Origin of the sequence: Rhodoferax sp. AJA081-3 (genome assembly GCF_017798165.1) — a bacterium.
In the GTDB taxonomy this organism is placed as follows: domain Bacteria; phylum Pseudomonadota; class Gammaproteobacteria; order Burkholderiales; family Burkholderiaceae_C; genus Allorhodoferax.
The window spans coordinates 89,211-105,635 of sequence record NZ_CP059068.1; the positions used below are offsets into that span (position 1 = coordinate 89,211).

Consider the following 16,425-nt stretch of genomic DNA (forward strand, 5'->3'; position numbering starts at 1 on the left):
GGGTTACCGCAAACGGGGGTTGAGGGCGTCGCGCAGCCAGTCGCCCAGCAAGTTGACGCTGAGGGCGATCAGGACCAGCATGGCGCCGGGGAAAATCGTGATCCACCACTCGCCTGAAAACAGATAGTCGTTGCCAACACGGATCAGGGTGCCCAGGGAAGGCGATGTGGGCGGCGCGCCCACACCCAGGAACGACAGGGTGGCCTCCGTGATGATGGCTGTGGCCACCTGGATGGTGGCCAACACCAATACAGGCCCCAGAACATTGGGCAATACATGCTTGCGCATGATGCGCAGGGGCGCAACCCCGGTCACACGGGCTGCCTGCACATACTCTTTGTTGCGCTCGACCAGGGTACTGCCCCGCACGGTCCGCGCGTATTGCACCCAGCCGGTTAAGGAGATGGAGACAATCAGCACACCAAATGCGAGCGACTCGTGGGCGTTAGGGAACAGGGCTCGGCCCACACCCGCTATCAACAGGGCCACCAGAATGGCGGGGAAGGACAACATCACATCACACAGGCGCATGAGCAAGCCATCCACCCATCCTCCCAGGAAACCAGCCATCAGGCCTAGGCTCACGCCGACCAACAGCGACAGCACCACAGAGGCCAGACCCACGGCCAGGGAGATGCGGGCACCGTACATGATGGCGGACAAGATGTCGCGCCCCTGGTCGTCGGTGCCTAGAAAGTACTCGGATTTTCCGCCCAGGCTCCAGGAGGGTGGAAGCCGGGCATTGTCCAGTTGCAGTGTTGTTAAATCAAACGGGTTGTGGGGCGCAATCCAAGGCGCAAACAGTGCGCTGACGACACAGATCAGCGCGATCAGCGCGGCGAACACGGCCGTGGGTGATGTGCGAAAGCTGTAGCCCACATCACCATGCCACCATCGGTTAAACAAGGTTTTCAATTCAATATTCCTCGGGGGTGAAGAAGTGGTTAGTGTTGGGTTCAATGGCTACCGGACTTGCCGACGCGCAAGCGTGGGTCCACGGCAAAGTACAACAAGTCCACGATGAGGTTAATCACCACAAAGATCAGCGCAATCAGGCACAGGTAAGCCGCCATCACCGGGATGTCGGCAAACGTGACCGCCTGGATGAACAACAGACCCATACCCGGCCACTGGAACACCGTCTCGGTGATGATGGCGAATGCAATGAGCCCGCCCAGTTGGAGACCGGTGATCGTCATGACGGGCACCAGCGTGTTCTTGAGCGCGTGGCCGAAGTGGACGGCCCGTGTGGTCAGACCCCGTGCACGGGCAAACTTGATGTAGTCCGTGCGCAGCACTTCCAGCATTTCTGCACGCACCAGCCGCATGATCAGCGTGAGCTGAAAAATAGCCAGAGTGACAGCGGGCAACACAATGTGGTGCCAGCCTTTGGCAGTCAGCAAACCACTGGTCCACCAGCCGATACGCATCACTTCACCGCGACCGAAACTGGGGAACCAGCCCAGGGTCACCGCAAACACCAGAATCAGCAGAATGCCGATCAGGAATGTGGGCAAAGAAACACCGACCAACGACAGCGTCATGAACACTTGGCTGAGGAAAGTGCCCCTGCGCAGTGCAGCGTAAACCCCCATGGGTATGCCGACCGCCAGCGCGAGAACAGCCGCCACCAACGCGAGTTCCAGCGTTGCCGGAAAACGCTCTGCGATCAGCGCTGAGACCTTGGTGCCCTGGCGCAAACTGAAACCGAATTCGCCTTGTGCCGCATTGGCCAAAAAGTGCCAGAACTGAACAATAAAGGGCTGGTCCAGGCCCAAGGCTTGGCGCAGCTCACGAATTTGCTCTTGGGTGGCGTCCTGGCCCAGCAGGAATACAACAGGATCCCCTACATACTGGAACAGCATGAAGGAAATCAGGGCAACGGTGACCATCACCAATGCCGCTTGCGCCAGGCGCCGTACTATGAATGCAAACATAGGTTCAAAAAAAATGAGGGTCGCAGCAAGCTGCTGCGACCCTGTTGCGCTGGATGAAGCGGTTTACTTGACTTGGATCAGGCGCCAGTCCAGACGGTTGTCGGCACGGTGAACAACCTGAATGTTCTTCTTCATTGCCCAAGGAATGACCTGGTTGTGCAATGGAATATTGGCAACATCGTCGTTGTGCAGCTGCAGTGCTTTGGTCAGCAGTTCGGTGCGCAGCTTCAGGTCTGTTTCTTTCTTGGTACGTTCCACCAGGGCATCCATCTGGGGGTTGCTGTAGCGGCCAACGTTGTAGTTGCCGTCACCACCGGCGCCCACGGAGCGCACCAGGGATTGCAGGCTGTAGAGGGCATCAAAGGTAGGAACACCCCAGCCCAGCATGTAGATGCTGGCTTCGTTGCGCTGGATCATGGGGAAGTAGGTGACCAGGGGCAGGGTGCGCAGCTTGGCCTTTACACCGATACGCGACCACATCGCGGTGACGGCCTGGCAGATCTGCTCGTCATTGATGTAGCGGTTGTTGGGGCAGGCAAAGTCCACCTCGAAACCGTCCTTGTATCCGGCATCGGCCAGCAGCTTCTGGGCGGCTGCCACGTCAAAGGGGTGGCGCTTGTGCACGGCTTCTGTCCAGCCCGTGACCTGCGGTGCCACGATGGCACCTGTGGCTTGGCCCAGCCCACGCATGGTGACGCGGGTGATGGCGTCTGCATCAATCGCCTGGTACAGGGCCTTGCGCACGCGCACATCCTTCAGGGGGTTCTTGCCCTTGATGTTGCTGCCCACCAGCTCGTCACGGTGCTGGTCCATGCCGAAGAAAATGGTGCGGTTTTCCACGCCATCCATGACCTTCAGCTCGGGGTTGGCACGCACGCGGGGCAGATCCTGCGGGCTGGGGTCCAGCACCAGATCCACTTCACCCGACAGCAGTGCAGCCATACGGGTTGCAACCGCCTTGACGGGGGTGTAGACAATTTCGGTCACGTTGGTGTCGGCCTTGCCCCACCACGCCTTGTTTTGCGTCAGCACCAGCTTCTGGTCAGGCAGCCATTCCTTGAGCATGTAGGGTCCAGTGCCCATGGCATTGCGGTGTGCAAAGTTTTCTTCTTGTGTCTTGATGTCCTTGGGCGCCACCGACTTGTTCTTCTCTGCCCAGGCCTTGCTCATGACGCGCAGTTCGGTCATTTGGTTGAGCAACACGGGGTTGGGAGTCTTGGTGAAAACGTCGAAAGTTTTGTCATCGACCTTGACCACTTTGTCCACGCCCTGGATGTAGGGGCTGAAGTTGGAGGTGGGCATCATGGCGCGCTGGATGGAGAACACAGCGTCGTCGGTTGTTAGCGGGCTGCCATCATGAAACTTAACGCCAGTGCGCAAAGTGAAGCGCATCTGGGTGGGGCTGATTTCTTTCCATGAAGTTGCCAACACAGGTTCCAGCTTGAAGGTCTTGCTGTTGTAGTAGACAAAGCTTTCGTACACGGCAGCATGGATACCGTTTTGAAGTGCATTGTTTTGAGAGTGGATATCCCAGGTTGCAATGTCACTGGCGCTGGACCATTTGAATGTTTTGGCCTGCAGTGCGGTTGCTCCAAATGCCAGGGTAGCGGCCAGAGCGAGTATCTTGAGTTTCATGGACAAAGATCCTTTGAATGAAAGTCGAGAATTATGCACAAAGCGAATCACTACAGTGCATGTTGTGCATAGAAAAACCCTTCGCAAATCTGCACGGGTTTTCCCTGCTTGCGTTCGTGCAGGAGGCGTGTTTTAGGGTCGCGATTTGCAGGTTCTGCGACTGCCTAACGGCCCAGCCCTGCGGAGCGGCTGTCCAGCGGCGTCACGAAGGAGTTTTGTTCCCAGCCCGGCGCAAGTTGCTGGCTTTCGGCGTATTCAGAGGTGTTGGGCATGGCGGCGTCCAACTGCGCCATTGCACTGTTTTTGCCATGGCGCTTGCGGTCCACGATGGCCTGCAGGTTTTCGCGTACATCCCGGAACTGGGATTCCAGCTGGCTATTTTGCCCGGTGCCGCGCGCCGCATGTTCACCCAGGAAGGCCGTGCGTATCTGGATCAGATGGGGCAGGTTGGTCGGGTCCACCACCAGGTAGTGGATACCGCAGTGCGACAGCAGGTTGTGCTTGAGCGTCTGGTTGCTCATGGACAGGCCCTGCGGGCCGGGCACATCGATGCAGCCGATGATCTGGCCCTCCATACTGCACACGGTAAACGTGCAGTACACACCGTTGAGCAGGTGGTACCAGTGGGCTGCATCGGTGCCGTGTTTGGGGGCCGTAAAGCGGGTGACCGGCAGCTTGACCAGGATTTGCTGGTCAAACATGACCTTAGCCAGCCAGACCCAGACCAGTTTTTCGCGGTTGTTGACCAGCGGGCGCACGGCCAATGGCCAATCCCGCGGTATGCGGCGTTGTGCGCGGGCTTGCCGGCGCTGGTAGCCGTAGAGCAGGACTGCGCCCAAACCCAAGCCTGCGAGAAAAAATAAGGCAAAAAACAACATGGTCCACACCCTGCGCGTTGGGCCATCTGCGTGGCTTGTATTCGTAAAACCAGTCTACTGCGGTTTGTAAGCAAATGCATCTGTTTCCTGCGGCCAGCCATTAGTCCGAACGGATTACCATTGGCCGCAATTACCACGGGACATCATGCAGTTACAGGAAATACTTTATTCACAGGGTTTTGGCACACGGCGCGTGTGCGCGGGGCTGGTACAGCAGGGTTTTGTCCAGGTCTATATGGAGAATGGGGCTGTAGCCCCCGTAACCATTACCGATTCCGCTATGGAATTTATAGCGACTGGTTTGCGCTTCCGGGTTCAGGGCGTGGACTGGGAGTATTTCGAGAAGGCCTATGTGCTGCTGAACAAGCCCGCCGGCACCGAATGTTCGCAAAAACCGTCCACCTACCCCAGCATCTACACCCTGCTGCCGTCCCCGCTGCGCCTGCGCCCGCAAAAGAGCGCGGTGCAGGGTGTGCAGGCCGTGGGCCGGCTGGACCAGGACACGACCGGCCTTCTGCTGCTCAGCGACGACGGCCAGTTCATCCACCAGATGAGTTCGCCCAAAAAACACAGCCCCAAGGTGTATGAAGTGACCGCCAAACACCCGCTGGACGACAAACAGGTGCAGCGCCTGCTGGCCGGTGTGGTGCTGGACGACGACCCCAAGCCCGTGAAAGCCGCAGCGTGCGAAATTGTGGATGCCGACGGCGCCCGCCTGCACCTGCGCCTGACCCTGACCGAGGGCAAGTACCACCAGGTCAAACGTATGCTGGCCGCGGTGGGCAACCGGGTGGAGGGTTTGCACCGCTCACGCATCGGTGCGCTGGAGTTGGGAGACCTGGCGACGGGGCAATGGCGCTGGTTGCGGGCGGATGATTTGCAAAAACTGGCGGTAAAAGGCGTCTGAGCGGAGGCTTCGCCCGGTTTTTGGCGACTATGCCTTGATACAGATCACGAGAGGGCAGTTTCCCCAGGGAAAGCAGGGGCTGGGCGTATAAACTCGGCGGTTACCCAAAAAGTGATCGCCTGTGAAGTCTATTTCCCCCCTGTTTTCCGCTGTTCGTCGTCGCATAGCCCTTGTTTTTCCCCGTTCTGCCGTGTTGGCCGCCTTGTGTGGGGTGCTCGCCTTGCCCACCGCGGCCCTGGCACAGGCCAAGCCACCGGTGTTTGTGCTGAACTCGCTGGATGCCACCATCAGTGTGATCGACCCGGTGAGCTGGAAGGAGACCAAGCGCATCACCACCGGCAAAGAGCCGCACCACATGTACCTGACGCCGGATCAGAAGTCCATCATCATTGCCAATGCGCTGAGCGACTCACTGACCTTTATCGACCCCGCCACCGCCGAAGTCCAGCGCACTGTGCGCGGCATACTGGACCCCTACCAGCTGAGCTTTTCGCCCGACATGAAGTGGTTTGTCACCGCCGCCAACCGCCTCAACCATGTGGACATCTACCGCTGGGATGGCACCGACATGGTGCTGGCCAAACGGGTTGCCACCGGAAAAACACCCAGCCACATCTGGATCGACAGCACCAGCAAGACCATTTTCTGCACCATGCAGGACAGTGATGAGCTGGTGGCGATCGACATCAGCACCCAAACCATCAAGTGGCGCACCAAAACCGGGGCCATGCCAGCCGATGTGTTTGGCACACCCGACGACAAGTTCATCTTGGTGGGCCTGACCGGCGGTGACGGTGTGGAGGTGTACGACGTGAGCGGGCCGACCCCGAAGTTCAAACAACACATCAAGACCGACAAGGGCGCACATGCCTTCCGCTCCATGGGTGACAAGCGCCATGTGCTGGTCAGCAACCGGGTGGCCAACACCATCAGCAAGATCGACTTTTTGAACCTGAGCGTGGTGGACTCCTACCCCGCACCCAGTGGACCGGATTGTATGGATGTGACGGCGGACGGCCGCTTCATTTATGTGACGTCGCGCTGGGCGGGCAAGCTCTCGGTGATCGACACCACAATCCGCAAGGTGGTGCGCCAGGTCAAGGTGGGTAAATCACCCCACGGCGTCTGGACGCTGGACCATGTGGCGCGGCGCTGACAACCTACGATTCGCTATTTTTTTAATAGCGATAGGTCTAGTATCGACGGGGGCTATAGCCCAAAAATCCTGTGAACGAACGCTGTACCTGACACTGGACACCGGCCATATGGAGGTGGCGCCTTTGATCGCCGAGGTGCTCAAGCGCCAGGACGTCAAGGTCACCTTCTTTGGCGCCAACGAACGCACCAAGACCGGCGACGGCAGCCTGGGCCGCGATTGGGCGCCGTGGTGGAAAGCGCGTGCCGCCGAGGGCCACGCCTTTGCCTCCCACACCTGGGACCACGTGTACTGGCGTGCCGACCTGCCGGGCGAGCCGCTGCGTTTTCGGATGCGCCCGTCGGCCGGCCCCCAGGAGGGGCAGGAGTCGGTGTGGACCGCTGCCCAGTACTGCGCCCAAATCAATCAGGCCAGCCAGCGCTTGCAGGAACTCACGGGCCAGAAGCCCCTGCCGCTGTTTCGCGCACCCGGGGGCAAAACCTCGCCCCAATTGTTGGCCGCCGCCAAGGCCTGTGGTTATGCCCATGTGGGCTGGGCACCGGCCGGATTTTTGGGGGACGAGTTGCCCAGTGAACGCTTCAGCAACGACGCCTTGTTGACCAAGGCCCTGCGCACGATCCGCAGTGGCGATATCCTGATGGCGCACCTGGGTATCTGGTCCCGCAAAGACCCTTGGGCCCCCGCCGTGCTGGAGCCGTTGATCACCGGGCTCAAAGCCAGGGGTTTTTGTTTCCATACCCTGCGTGAACATCCCGCCTACAGCGGCTGGATTGCAGCGCAGAATCCTTGACTTCCATGCCCAACCGGTGACTTTGTTGTGAACGCTTTTGTGGACTCTTTTACAGACCTTTTCAGCAGCGCGCAGCAGTGGCTGTTTGAGGCGCTGGTGCAGCCGCTGATGTTTGAGCTGGGCCTGGCCAGTGTGCTGGAAGACGGCTTTGATGCCACCGGGTGGTTGCTGGTAGGGCTATTGCAGATAGCGGTACTGGTTGCCGTAGTGGGGCCGCTGCAGCGCTGGCGACCTGTGGAGCCCATTGTGGACCGCGCCACCATCCGCACCGACATGCTCTACACCGTGATCCACCGCCTGGGCTTGTTCCGCTTGGCCCTGTTTTTCTCCACGGCGCCTTTGTTTGACGAGTTGTTGGGACGCCTGCGCGTGGCGGGCTGGGAGACCTTCCACCTGGACGCCCTGTGGCCCGGCGTGACGGACCTTCCTCTGGTCAGTTTTGTGTTGTACCTGGTGTTTCTGGATTTTTTCAACTATTGGGTGCACCGCGGCCAGCATCGGTTTGAATGGTGGTGGCGCCTGCATGCACTGCACCATTCGCAGCGGCAAATGACCATGTGGAGCGACAACCGCAACCACCTGCTGGACGATTTGCTGCGCGACACCCTGATGGTGGTGGTGGCGCAAATGGTGGGTGTGGCGCCGGGGCAGTTTGTGGCCATCAGTGCGTTTACCCAACTGAGCGAGAGTTTTCAGCACGCCAACCTGCGGCTGTGGTTTGGCCGTATCGGGGAGCGGTTGTGGGTTAGCCCACGGTTTCACCGACTGCACCATTCCGTGGGAATTGGCCATGAGTCCCAAGGCAAGAACACCCTGGGCGGAGCCAATTTTGGTGTTTTGCTGCCCTGGTGGGACATGTTGTTTGGCACGGCCAATTTTGAGTACCGGTTTGACCCCACCGGCGTGCGCGACCAGGTGGAGCAGGGCAGGGACTATGGCCGCGGCTTCTGGAGCCAGCAATGGCAAGGCCTGAAGCGCTTGGTTGGCCAAGCCTAGGTTTTTTTTGCCCCCACGCTCCGCCGCTTGCGCGGGTCGCTTCCCCCCGAGGGGGCCGTGTTTCACCTCGGGGCGGCCCAGCGGTGAAACGGCCCCCAAGGGCGTTATGCTTGGCGCATGAATCTGCTTGTTGACGCATTCTGGCGTGCGGCGCTGTACTGCTTGCGGCCCCGGGTAATCTTGTTGTCCTTGCTGCCCCTGGCGCTTGTCATCGGGGTGACGGTGGGCGCGGGTTATCTGTTTTGGGACCATGCCATGGACCAGGTCCGCTTGGTGCTGGAGTCCTCCACCTTTGTCAACCATGGCTGGGCCTGGCTCGACACCATGGGCCTGGGGCGTATCAAGACGGTGCTGGCACCGCTGATCGTCATATTTACGGTGACACCCGTCATCGTCATCCTCTGTCTGCTGGTGGTCGCCCTGTTGATGACACCGGTGCTCGTGCGCCTGGTGGCGCAGCGCCGGTTTGCCGGCCTGGAGGAGCGCAACGGGGCGTCGTTCCTGCAAAGTGTGCTGTGGTCTCTGGGCTCGGTGCTGATGGCCTTGCTGGCGCTGTTGGTCTCTATCCCCCTGTGGTTTGTGCCGCCGCTGGTGCTGGTATTGCCACCCTTGATCTGGGGCTGGCTGACCTACCGGATCATGGCGTTTGATGCCCTGGCCACCCATGCCAGCCGGGACGAAATCCACACCATCATGAAACAGTACCGCCCCCAGTTGCTGGGTATGGGTGTGTTGTCGGGTTACCTGGGCGCGGCGCCCAGTCTGGTGTGGGGGTCGGTGGCCTTCTTCCCGCCCTGGTTTGTATTCTTGGCGCCCATGGCGATCTGGATCTATACCCTGGTGTTTGCCTTTTCATCGCTGTGGTTTGCGCACTATTGCCTGGCACTTTTGCACATTCTGCGGCGCCCTGCGGGTGTGGATACACCGGCGCCCGATATGCGTGCACGCCTGCTCGACGCTGCACCAACAGCAGAAAGCCCAAAATTGGTGCAGTGATAAAAGCGCACCAAATGCGTGCCCGGTGGGTAAATCCCAATTTGGTGCATGGGGCTTGTGTGTCTTTGCCACCGGGTTTTGACTTTGCAGCCGTACGGCGGAAAAGCCGGTTTATCGGTGCAGAATAGAGTGCTTTACCAAATTGGGGTCCCCGGCAGCGGTTGGCACAAAAGCTGCATTGTGGATGGGGCAAACCTTTAATAACCGTGCGTTTTTTTTGTAACAGGAGTATTTGATGGCCAAGACCGTCGCAGACGTGATGAAGATGGTGAAAGAAAACGAAGTCAAGTTTGTTGACTTCCGTTTCACCGATACCCGTGGCAAGCAGCAGCACACCACGGTACCTGTTTCCCATTTTGACGAAGACAAGTTTTCCTCTGGCCACGCATTCGACGGCTCGTCCATCGCCGGCTGGAAAGGTATCGAAGCTTCCGACATGTTGTTGATGCCGGACCCCAATACCGCCAACATCGACCCCTTCTTTGAAGAAACCACCATCATCATGAACTGTGATGTGGTGGAGCCATCGGACGGCAAGGCCTATGACCGCGACCCCCGTTCCATTGCCAAGCGCGCAGAAGCCTACCTCAAGGCCAGCGGCATTGGCGACACAGCCTACTTCGGCCCAGAGCCAGAATTCTTCTTGTTTGACGGCGTGCGCTGGAGCACCGAGCCCAGCAACACCTTCTACGAAATCGAAGAGTACGAAGCACCGTGGAACACCGGTTCCAAGCTCGAAGGCGGCAACCGTGGCCACCGTCCCACCGTCAAGGGCGGCTACTTCCCCGTTCCTCCGGTTGACAGCACGCAAGACATGCGCGCCGAGATGTCCCTGATCCTCGAATCCCTGGGCATCCCGGTCGAAGTGTTCCACCACGAAGTGGCGGGCGCTGGCCAGAATGAAATCGGCACACGTTTCTCCACCCTGGTTGAGCGCGCTGACTGGACCATGCTGCAGAAGTATGTGATCCAGAACGTGGCCAATGCCTACGGCAAGACCGCCACCTTCATGCCCAAGCCCTACCATGGCGACAACGGCTCCGGCATGCACGTGCACCAGTCCGTGTGGAAAGACGGCAAGAACCTGTTTGCTGGCGACGGTTATGCTGGTTTGAGCGACTTTGCGCTGTATTACATCGGCGGCATCATCAAGCACGCACGTGCCCTGAACGCCATCACCAACCCCGGCACCAACAGCTACAAGCGCCTGGTTCCCCACTTCGAAGCACCGGTCAAGCTGGCGTACTCGGCCAAGAACCGTTCTGCATCGATCCGCATCCCGTTTGTTGCCAACCCCAAGGGCCGTCGCGTGGAAGCCCGCTTCCCCGATCCACTGATGAACCCCTACCTGGGCTTCTCGGCCCTGCTGATGGCAGGTTTGGACGGCGTGGAAAACAAGATCCATCCCGGCGAAGCAGCCACCAAGGACCTCTACCATCTGCCTCCCGAGGAAGATGCAAAGGTACCCACCGTGTGCCACAGCCTGGACCAGGCGCTGGAGCATCTGGACAAGGACCGCGCGTTCCTGACCAAGGGTGGTGTGTTCACCGACTCCATGATCGATGCCTACATCGAACTGAAGATGACCGAAGTCACGCGTTACCGTATGTCGGTGCACCCTGTCGAATTCGACATGTACTTCTCTCTGTAATGCCCTTGGGGCAGGCGCTGGTTGAACAACGCCTACCCCCAACCGCGAAAAAAGGACGGCACACGCCGTCCTTTTTCTTTGGAACCTGTTGTTATGAAGTGTGTCCAATGTCCAGCTAGACTGCCGGTTATTTTGTTTTTCGCGTTTTTTGACGCATACTGACTATCCAGCCCTGCACTTTGTTGCGTGGACACAGAATGAATATTCCTCTTTTACTGATTCCCTTGTTGGTTGCGGCCAGTGGCTCCACCAGCTGGGCCCAGGACCGTATCTACCGGTGTGGCAACGAATACACCAACACGGTTCCCGAGGCACAGGCCAAGCACTGCAAGCTGATTTCCGGCGGCAATGTCACGGTGGTGCAGGCCCAAAAACCCAGCGGTGGTGGTACACGTGTGGCCGCAGCGACCCAGCCCAGCCAAAGGGTGGATGCGGGAGAACAGCGCGCCAAGGACTCGGATTCACGCCTGATTCTGGAATCAGAGCTAAAACGGGCAGAGGCCCTGCATGCAGAGCTGCTCAAGGAATTCAACAACGGTGAGCCCGAAAAACTGGGTGCCGAGACCCGTAACAACCAGAAGTATCTGGACCGCGTGGCCGACCTCAAGGCCAAGATCAGCCGCAATGAGCGTGATATCGACGGCATTCGCCGCGAACTCAGCCGTGTGCCATCGGCTGCACCACAGTCCAGCTCCGCGTTGAAATAAGCGATTTGGACACGTCCACCCAGTACCAGTCATTTGACCTGCTGGCCACCCTGGTGGCCGTGGTCTGCCCCAATGCCGAAGTCGTTTTTTCCAATTCTGCGTTGGAGGACGCGCTGGGTATCTCGCGGCGCGCCATTGTGGGCTCCTGTCTGGCAGACGTATTTACCGAACCCTCTTTGCTGCAAAACGCGCTGAGCGGTGCGGGGGAGAATGCCTTTGCCGTGCTGCGGTACGACGCCTTCCTCAAACGTGGCGCCGGTGAGCCCATGCCGGTGCACGTCATCATCACCTGGACAGAGCCCGTTGCATCCATCATCGTCGAGATGGTCCCCTTGGAGCAACAAACCCGCCAGGACCGAGAAGAACGCCTGGCCGAACAGGCCCAGACCAACAAAGAGTTGATCCGCAATCTGGCCCACGAAATCAAGAACCCGCTGGGCGGCATTCGGGGGGCAGCGCAATTGCTCGAAATGGAGATGGCGTCCACCGAGCTCACCGAGTACACCCAGGTCATCATCCGCGAGGCCGACCGCCTGCAAAGTCTGGTGGACCGCCTGCTGGCGCCGCACCGCAGACCCCACATGGTGAGCGACGTCAACATCCATGAAGTGTGTGAACGCGTGCGCTCGCTGATACTGGCCGAGTTCCCCAAAGGCCTGCGTGTCATACGGGACTACGACACCTCCATCCCCGAGTTCCGTGGTGACCACGAACAGTTGATACAGACCGTACTCAACATCGCGCACAACGCCTGCCAGGCACTGGCCGAGCGTATTGCGGCGGGCGATGCAACCCTCACTTTCAAGACCCGTGTCCTGCGCCAAATAACTTTTGGCAAACAACGGTATCGGTTGGCATTGGAATTGCATGTCATCGACAACGGACCTGGCGTGCCAGATTCGATCAAGGACCGCATTTTCTATCCGCTGGTGTCGGGCAGGGAAGGTGGCTCTGGCCTGGGGCTGACATTGGCGCAAACCTTTGTACAACAGCACCATGGATTGATCGAGGTTGACAGCGTGCCAGGCCGTACGGATTTCAAAATATTGATTCCGTTACCTTGAAACTGTAGGGGACGCAAAAACAATGAAGCCAATTTGGATAGTAGATGATGACCAGTCCATACGCTTCGTACTGGAAAAGGCGCTGTTGCGCGAGCACCTTCCCACGCGCAGTTTTTCAAACTCGCGTGATGTCTTGGCGGCGCTCAACACCTCTGCCGACGATGAAGGTCCCCAGATATTGGTGAGCGACATCCGTATGCCGGGGGGCTCGGGTCTCGAACTGCTGGAGAAAGTAAAAGCCAAACACCCGGGTTTGCCGGTCATCATCATGACCGCGTTCTCGGATCTGGACAGCGCCGTGAGTGCCTTCCAGGGCGGTGCTTTCGAATACCTGCCCAAGCCCTTTGACCTGCCCAAGGCCGTGGAGCTGATTCGCCGTGCGGTGGAAGAAAGCCAGCGCGAAGAAGTGGCCGAAGAACGCATGAGCGAAGCGCCCGAAATGCTGGGCCAGGCCCCGGCCATGCAGGATGTGTTCCGTGCGATTGGCCGCCTGAGCCAGAGCAATGTCACGGTCATGATCACCGGCGAATCGGGCTCGGGCAAAGAACTGGTGGCCCGTGCGCTGCACAAACATTCGCCCCGTGCCAATGGCCCTTTTGTGGCCATCAACACCGCAGCAATCCCCAAGGACCTGCTGGAGAGTGAGCTGTTCGGCCATGAGCGCGGCGCCTTCACCGGCGCCCAAACCATGCGCCGGGGTCGCTTCGAACAGGCCGACGGTGGCACGCTGTTTCTGGATGAGATCGGCGACATGCCCTTCGAGTTGCAGACGCGCTTGTTGCGGGTGTTGAGTGACGGCCACTTCTACCGCGTCGGCGGCCACAGTGCCGTCAAGACCAATGTGCGGGTGATTGCTGCCACCCACCAGGACCTGGAGCAACGGGTCAAGGAAGGTGGGTTTCGCGAAGACCTGTTCCACCGCCTGAACGTCATCCGCCTGCGCCTGCCGGCGCTGCGTGAGCGCAAGGAAGACATCTCCGTGTTGACGCGGCATTTTCTGCAGCAGAGTGCCCAGCAGCTGGGTGTGGAGCCCAAGCGCATATCGGACGCGGCCCTGGCCTGGCTGGAGGGCTTCAACTTTCCGGGCAATGTGCGCCAGCTGGAAAACATCTGCCACTGGCTGACCGTCATGGCACCGGCCCAGATGGTGGAGGCCAAGGATCTGCCGCCCGAGGTTGGCGCCCGACCGCCGGAATCCGCTAGCGAAAGCGCAGCCGCTCCGGTCCGCACGGGCTTGCCGGGTGTGGCAGACGCAGTTCCCCCGCTGGCATCCCACCTGGCCGCCCCGGTTGCCGGCTTTACGCCGGTGTTGGTGGGTGGGTTGGCAGGTTGGGAGTCGGAGCTGGAGGCCGAGGCCATCACGCTGCTCAGCGCCGGCAAGGCCGATGTGTGGGATGTGCTGACCCACCGGTTCGAGTCGCGGCTGATTCTGGCGGCCCTGGCCAACACCAAGGGCCGGCGCATCGAAGCGGCGCAAAAACTGGGCATTGGCCGCAACACCATCACCCGCAAGATCCAGGAACTGGGGTTGGAGTAAATCGACCCTTAGCCCCCGTCGGTATTCAGAGATCCGCTATCTAATCCATAGCGGATTTTTTATGACCGGTACGCCGGTCTTTGGGTGGTTTATTAGGTTGCTTAATGCTGCACGCATTGAATGCATAGAGCTACTGTTTTTTCCATTCCTGCGCACAATGGCGATTCATTCCATAACAACAGGAGATCGTCATGCGTATCGGAGTCCCTAAGGAAATCAAGAACAACGAGTACCGCGTCGGCCTGACGCCGGCCAGTGTGCGCGAGCTGGTGTCCCACGGCCACCAGGTTTTGGTGCAGGCCTATGCGGGCACGGCGATTGGGCTGGACGACGCGCTGTACGCCGCAGCCGGCGCAGAAATTGTGGCCACGGCCTCCGACATATTTGCGCGTGCCGACATGGTGGTCAAGGTCAAGGAGCCGCAAGCGGCCGAATGCGCCATGTTGCGCGCCGGCCAGATTCTCTACACCTACCTGCATCTGGCGCCAGACCCAGAGCAGACGGCGGCTTTGATCAAGTCTGGCGCCATTTGTATTGCCTACGAAACCATTACCGGCTCCAACGGCGGCTTGCCCCTGCTGGCCCCCATGAGCGAGGTGGCCGGGCGAATGGCCATCCAGGCTGGCGCCACCCATTTGCAGAAGGAGCATGGCGGGCGCGGCCTGCTACTCGGTGGTGTGCCAGGTGTGGCGCCTGGCCATGTGGTCATCCTCGGTGCAGGTGTGGTGGGTACCAACGCCTTGCAAATGGCCGTGGGCCTGGGCGCACGGGTGACGGTCATCGACAAAAACGTGGACCGCCTGCGCCAGCTGGACCTGGTGTTTGGCAACCGCATCAGCACGCTGTACTCCACCGCGTCCAGCATCGAGGAAGCCGTGCTGGACGCCGACCTGGTGATTGGTGGTGTGCTGGTGCCCGGTGCCGCGGCTCCCAAGCTGGTAACGCGTGACCACATTGCACGCATGAAGAAAGGTGCGGTGGTGGTGGACGTGGCGATCGACCAAGGTGGCTGTTTCGAGACATCCCGCGCCACTACGCACGCCCAGCCAACCTTTGTGGTCGATGGTGTGGTGCACTACTGTGTGGCCAATATGCCGGGCGCGGTGGCGCGCACCTCCACCTTTGCGCTGAACAACGCCACCATAGGCCATGCCGTTGCCTTGGCGAACAAGGGTTGGCGCGGGGCGTTGCGCGACAGCGTGCACCTGCGCAATGGTCTGAATGTTTGCTTGGGCAAGGTGACCTACGAAGCCGTCGCCCGCGATCTGGGTCTGGGCTTTACCAGTGCCGAAACCATGCTGGCTTAAGCGAAATACGACGCTAGCCCCCGCGTTTGGTAATTGTATTGCTATTTAAATTATAGCAAATCCAGTGTTAACACAACGGGGGCGTGGTCGCTGGGGCGTTCGTTCTTGCGGGGCAGTTTGTCGATGGCGCAGGCCAGTACGGCAGGTTTGAGCGCCTGGCTGACCAGGATGTGGTCAATGCGCAGGCCGCGGTTGCGTGTGTAGCCGGCATTGCGGTAGTCCCACCAGGAATAACTTTTGGGCGGCTGGTCAAACAGGCGGTGGCTGTCATGCAAGCCCAGTGCGACCAGGGCGCGCAGGTGGTAACGCTCCTCTTCAGTGCAGTGGATCGTTTCATGCAGGCCAATGGGGTCCCACACGTCCAGGTCGTCGAAGGTGATGTTGTAGTCGCCCATCAGCACCAGCTTGGGGTGTAGCTCCAGCTCGGCCTTGATCCACTGGCGCAGGCTTTTGAGCCACTCCATCTTGTATTCGAACTTGTCGCTCCCCGGTTCCTGGCCATTGGGGAAATAGGCGCCGACCACACGCACACCTTGCACGGTGCCGGTGATCACGCGGGCCATGTCGTCGTCAAAACCGGGGATGTTTTTAACGATGTCACTGGCCGGTGTGCGGGAGAGCAGGGCCACGCCGTTGTAGGTCTTCTGGCCAAACCACTGCGCGTGGTAGCCCGCGTCGCTGAAAGCTGCTGCTGGAAACTTGTCGTCCGTCATCTTGAGTTCTTGCAGCGCCAGCACGTCCACCGGGTTGGCCTGCAGCCAGTCCAGCACCTGGGGCAGGCGCACGCTCAGGGAGTTGACATTCCAGGTGGCTAGTTTCATGGTCGCGCGGATCTTTCTGATGCAGGTGTTTGCGAAACGCGTG

15 protein-coding genes are annotated in these 16,425 nt (G+C 59.6%); 10 read left to right on the top strand and 5 right to left on the bottom strand.

The genetic code is table 11. From position 1 onward, the window contains the following. Positions 1 to 3 precede the first annotated feature (3 nt). The 4 genes from HZ993_RS00495 to HZ993_RS00510 all read right to left on the bottom strand — a co-directional run bounded on the left by HZ993_RS00495 (position 4) and on the right by HZ993_RS00510 (position 4,450). Positions 4 to 915, bottom strand: coding sequence for an ABC transporter permease (locus tag HZ993_RS00495; protein WP_209395328.1), 912 nt, complete (start codon positions 913 to 915; stop codon positions 4 to 6). Between the two features lie 41 nt (positions 916 to 956). Beyond that, complete coding sequence (locus HZ993_RS00500) at positions 957 to 1,937, bottom strand: ABC transporter permease (RefSeq protein ID WP_209395329.1); 981 nt, start codon at positions 1,935 to 1,937, stop codon at positions 957 to 959. Between the two features lie 63 nt (positions 1,938 to 2,000). Further along, positions 2,001 to 3,572 (bottom strand): ABC transporter substrate-binding protein, encoded by a 1,572-nt coding sequence (locus HZ993_RS00505; protein ID WP_209395330.1) that lies wholly within the window; start codon positions 3,570 to 3,572, stop codon positions 2,001 to 2,003. A 164-nt stretch (positions 3,573 to 3,736) separates the two neighbouring features. Next, positions 3,737 to 4,450, bottom strand: coding sequence for a DUF2726 domain-containing protein (locus tag HZ993_RS00510; protein WP_209395331.1), 714 nt, complete (start codon positions 4,448 to 4,450; stop codon positions 3,737 to 3,739). A gap of 145 nt (positions 4,451 to 4,595) precedes the next feature. Here HZ993_RS00510 and HZ993_RS00515 point away from each other — a divergent pair, with 145 nt between their 5' ends. The 10 genes from HZ993_RS00515 to ald all read left to right on the top strand — a co-directional run bounded on the left by HZ993_RS00515 (position 4,596) and on the right by ald (position 15,561). Then, the gene (locus tag HZ993_RS00515) at positions 4,596 to 5,357 is read left to right on the top strand and encodes a pseudouridine synthase (protein ID WP_209395332.1); all 762 of its coding nucleotides are present in this window, start codon (positions 4,596 to 4,598) and stop codon (positions 5,355 to 5,357) included. Positions 5,358 to 5,547: 190 nt separating this feature from the next. After that, positions 5,548 to 6,513: a YncE family protein gene (locus tag HZ993_RS00520; protein ID WP_209398195.1), complete on the top strand. Its 966-nt coding sequence runs from the start codon at positions 5,548 to 5,550 to the stop codon at positions 6,511 to 6,513. Continuing rightward, entirely contained in the window at positions 6,497 to 7,303 is an 807-nt protein-coding gene (locus HZ993_RS00525; RefSeq protein WP_209395333.1) for a polysaccharide deacetylase family protein, read from the top strand. The genes HZ993_RS00520 and HZ993_RS00525 overlap by 17 nt, the downstream gene beginning before the upstream one ends. 39 nt (positions 7,304 to 7,342) lie before the next feature. Continuing rightward, on the top strand, positions 7,343 to 8,299 hold the full coding sequence (locus HZ993_RS00530; RefSeq protein ID WP_245213767.1) for a sterol desaturase family protein: 957 nt from the start codon (positions 7,343 to 7,345) through the stop codon (positions 8,297 to 8,299). A gap of 117 nt (positions 8,300 to 8,416) precedes the next feature. Continuing rightward, positions 8,417 to 9,295, top strand: coding sequence for an EI24 domain-containing protein (locus HZ993_RS00535; RefSeq protein ID WP_209395334.1), 879 nt, complete (start codon positions 8,417 to 8,419; stop codon positions 9,293 to 9,295). A 235-nt stretch (positions 9,296 to 9,530) separates the two neighbouring features. Further along, on the top strand, positions 9,531 to 10,946 hold the full coding sequence (glnA, locus tag HZ993_RS00540) for a type I glutamate--ammonia ligase (protein ID WP_209395335.1): 1,416 nt from the start codon (positions 9,531 to 9,533) through the stop codon (positions 10,944 to 10,946). A 197-nt stretch (positions 10,947 to 11,143) separates the two neighbouring features. Next, positions 11,144 to 11,653 (top strand): hypothetical protein, encoded by a 510-nt coding sequence (locus HZ993_RS00545; protein WP_209395336.1) that lies wholly within the window; start codon positions 11,144 to 11,146, stop codon positions 11,651 to 11,653. 5 nt (positions 11,654 to 11,658) lie between these two features. Next, positions 11,659 to 12,717, top strand: coding sequence for a nitrogen regulation protein NR(II) (gene glnL, locus HZ993_RS00550; RefSeq protein WP_209395337.1), 1,059 nt, complete (start codon positions 11,659 to 11,661; stop codon positions 12,715 to 12,717). Between the two features lie 22 nt (positions 12,718 to 12,739). After that, a complete protein-coding gene (gene ntrC / locus HZ993_RS00555; protein WP_209395338.1) occupies positions 12,740 to 14,254 on the top strand; it encodes a nitrogen regulation protein NR(I) in 1,515 nt (504 codons plus the stop codon). 191 nt (positions 14,255 to 14,445) lie between these two features. Next, positions 14,446 to 15,561, top strand: coding sequence for an alanine dehydrogenase (gene ald / locus HZ993_RS00560; RefSeq protein ID WP_209395339.1), 1,116 nt, complete (start codon positions 14,446 to 14,448; stop codon positions 15,559 to 15,561). A gap of 50 nt (positions 15,562 to 15,611) precedes the next feature. Here ald and HZ993_RS00565 read toward each other — a convergent pair whose 3' ends face one another. Continuing rightward, complete coding sequence (locus HZ993_RS00565; protein WP_209395340.1) at positions 15,612 to 16,382, bottom strand: exodeoxyribonuclease III; 771 nt, start codon at positions 16,380 to 16,382, stop codon at positions 15,612 to 15,614. Positions 16,383 to 16,425: the final 43 nt, after the last annotated feature.

What these genes read in the sequence shown, in the direction of transcription:
- HZ993_RS00500 (WP_209395329.1), bottom strand. Translation starts at nt 1,937, where the DNA reads ATGTTTGCATTCATAGTACGGCGCCTGGCGCAAGCGGCATTGGTGATG.
- HZ993_RS00505 (WP_209395330.1), bottom strand. Translation starts at nt 3,572, where the DNA reads ATGAAACTCAAGATACTCGCTCTGGCCGCTACCCTGGCATTTGGAGCA.
- HZ993_RS00510 (WP_209395331.1), bottom strand. Translation starts at nt 4,450, where the DNA reads ATGTTGTTTTTTGCCTTATTTTTTCTCGCAGGCTTGGGTTTGGGCGCA.
- HZ993_RS00515 (WP_209395332.1), top strand. Translation starts at nt 4,596, where the DNA reads ATGCAGTTACAGGAAATACTTTATTCACAGGGTTTTGGCACACGGCGC.
- HZ993_RS00525 (WP_209395333.1), top strand. Translation starts at nt 6,497, where the DNA reads ATGTGGCGCGGCGCTGACAACCTACGATTCGCTATTTTTTTAATAGCG.
- HZ993_RS00535 (WP_209395334.1), top strand. Translation starts at nt 8,417, where the DNA reads ATGAATCTGCTTGTTGACGCATTCTGGCGTGCGGCGCTGTACTGCTTG.
- glnA (WP_209395335.1), top strand. Translation starts at nt 9,531, where the DNA reads ATGGCCAAGACCGTCGCAGACGTGATGAAGATGGTGAAAGAAAACGAA.
- HZ993_RS00545 (WP_209395336.1), top strand. Translation starts at nt 11,144, where the DNA reads ATGAATATTCCTCTTTTACTGATTCCCTTGTTGGTTGCGGCCAGTGGC.
- ntrC (WP_209395338.1), top strand. Translation starts at nt 12,740, where the DNA reads ATGAAGCCAATTTGGATAGTAGATGATGACCAGTCCATACGCTTCGTA.
- ald (WP_209395339.1), top strand. Translation starts at nt 14,446, where the DNA reads ATGCGTATCGGAGTCCCTAAGGAAATCAAGAACAACGAGTACCGCGTC.
- HZ993_RS00565 (WP_209395340.1), bottom strand. Translation starts at nt 16,382, where the DNA reads ATGAAACTAGCCACCTGGAATGTCAACTCCCTGAGCGTGCGCCTGCCC.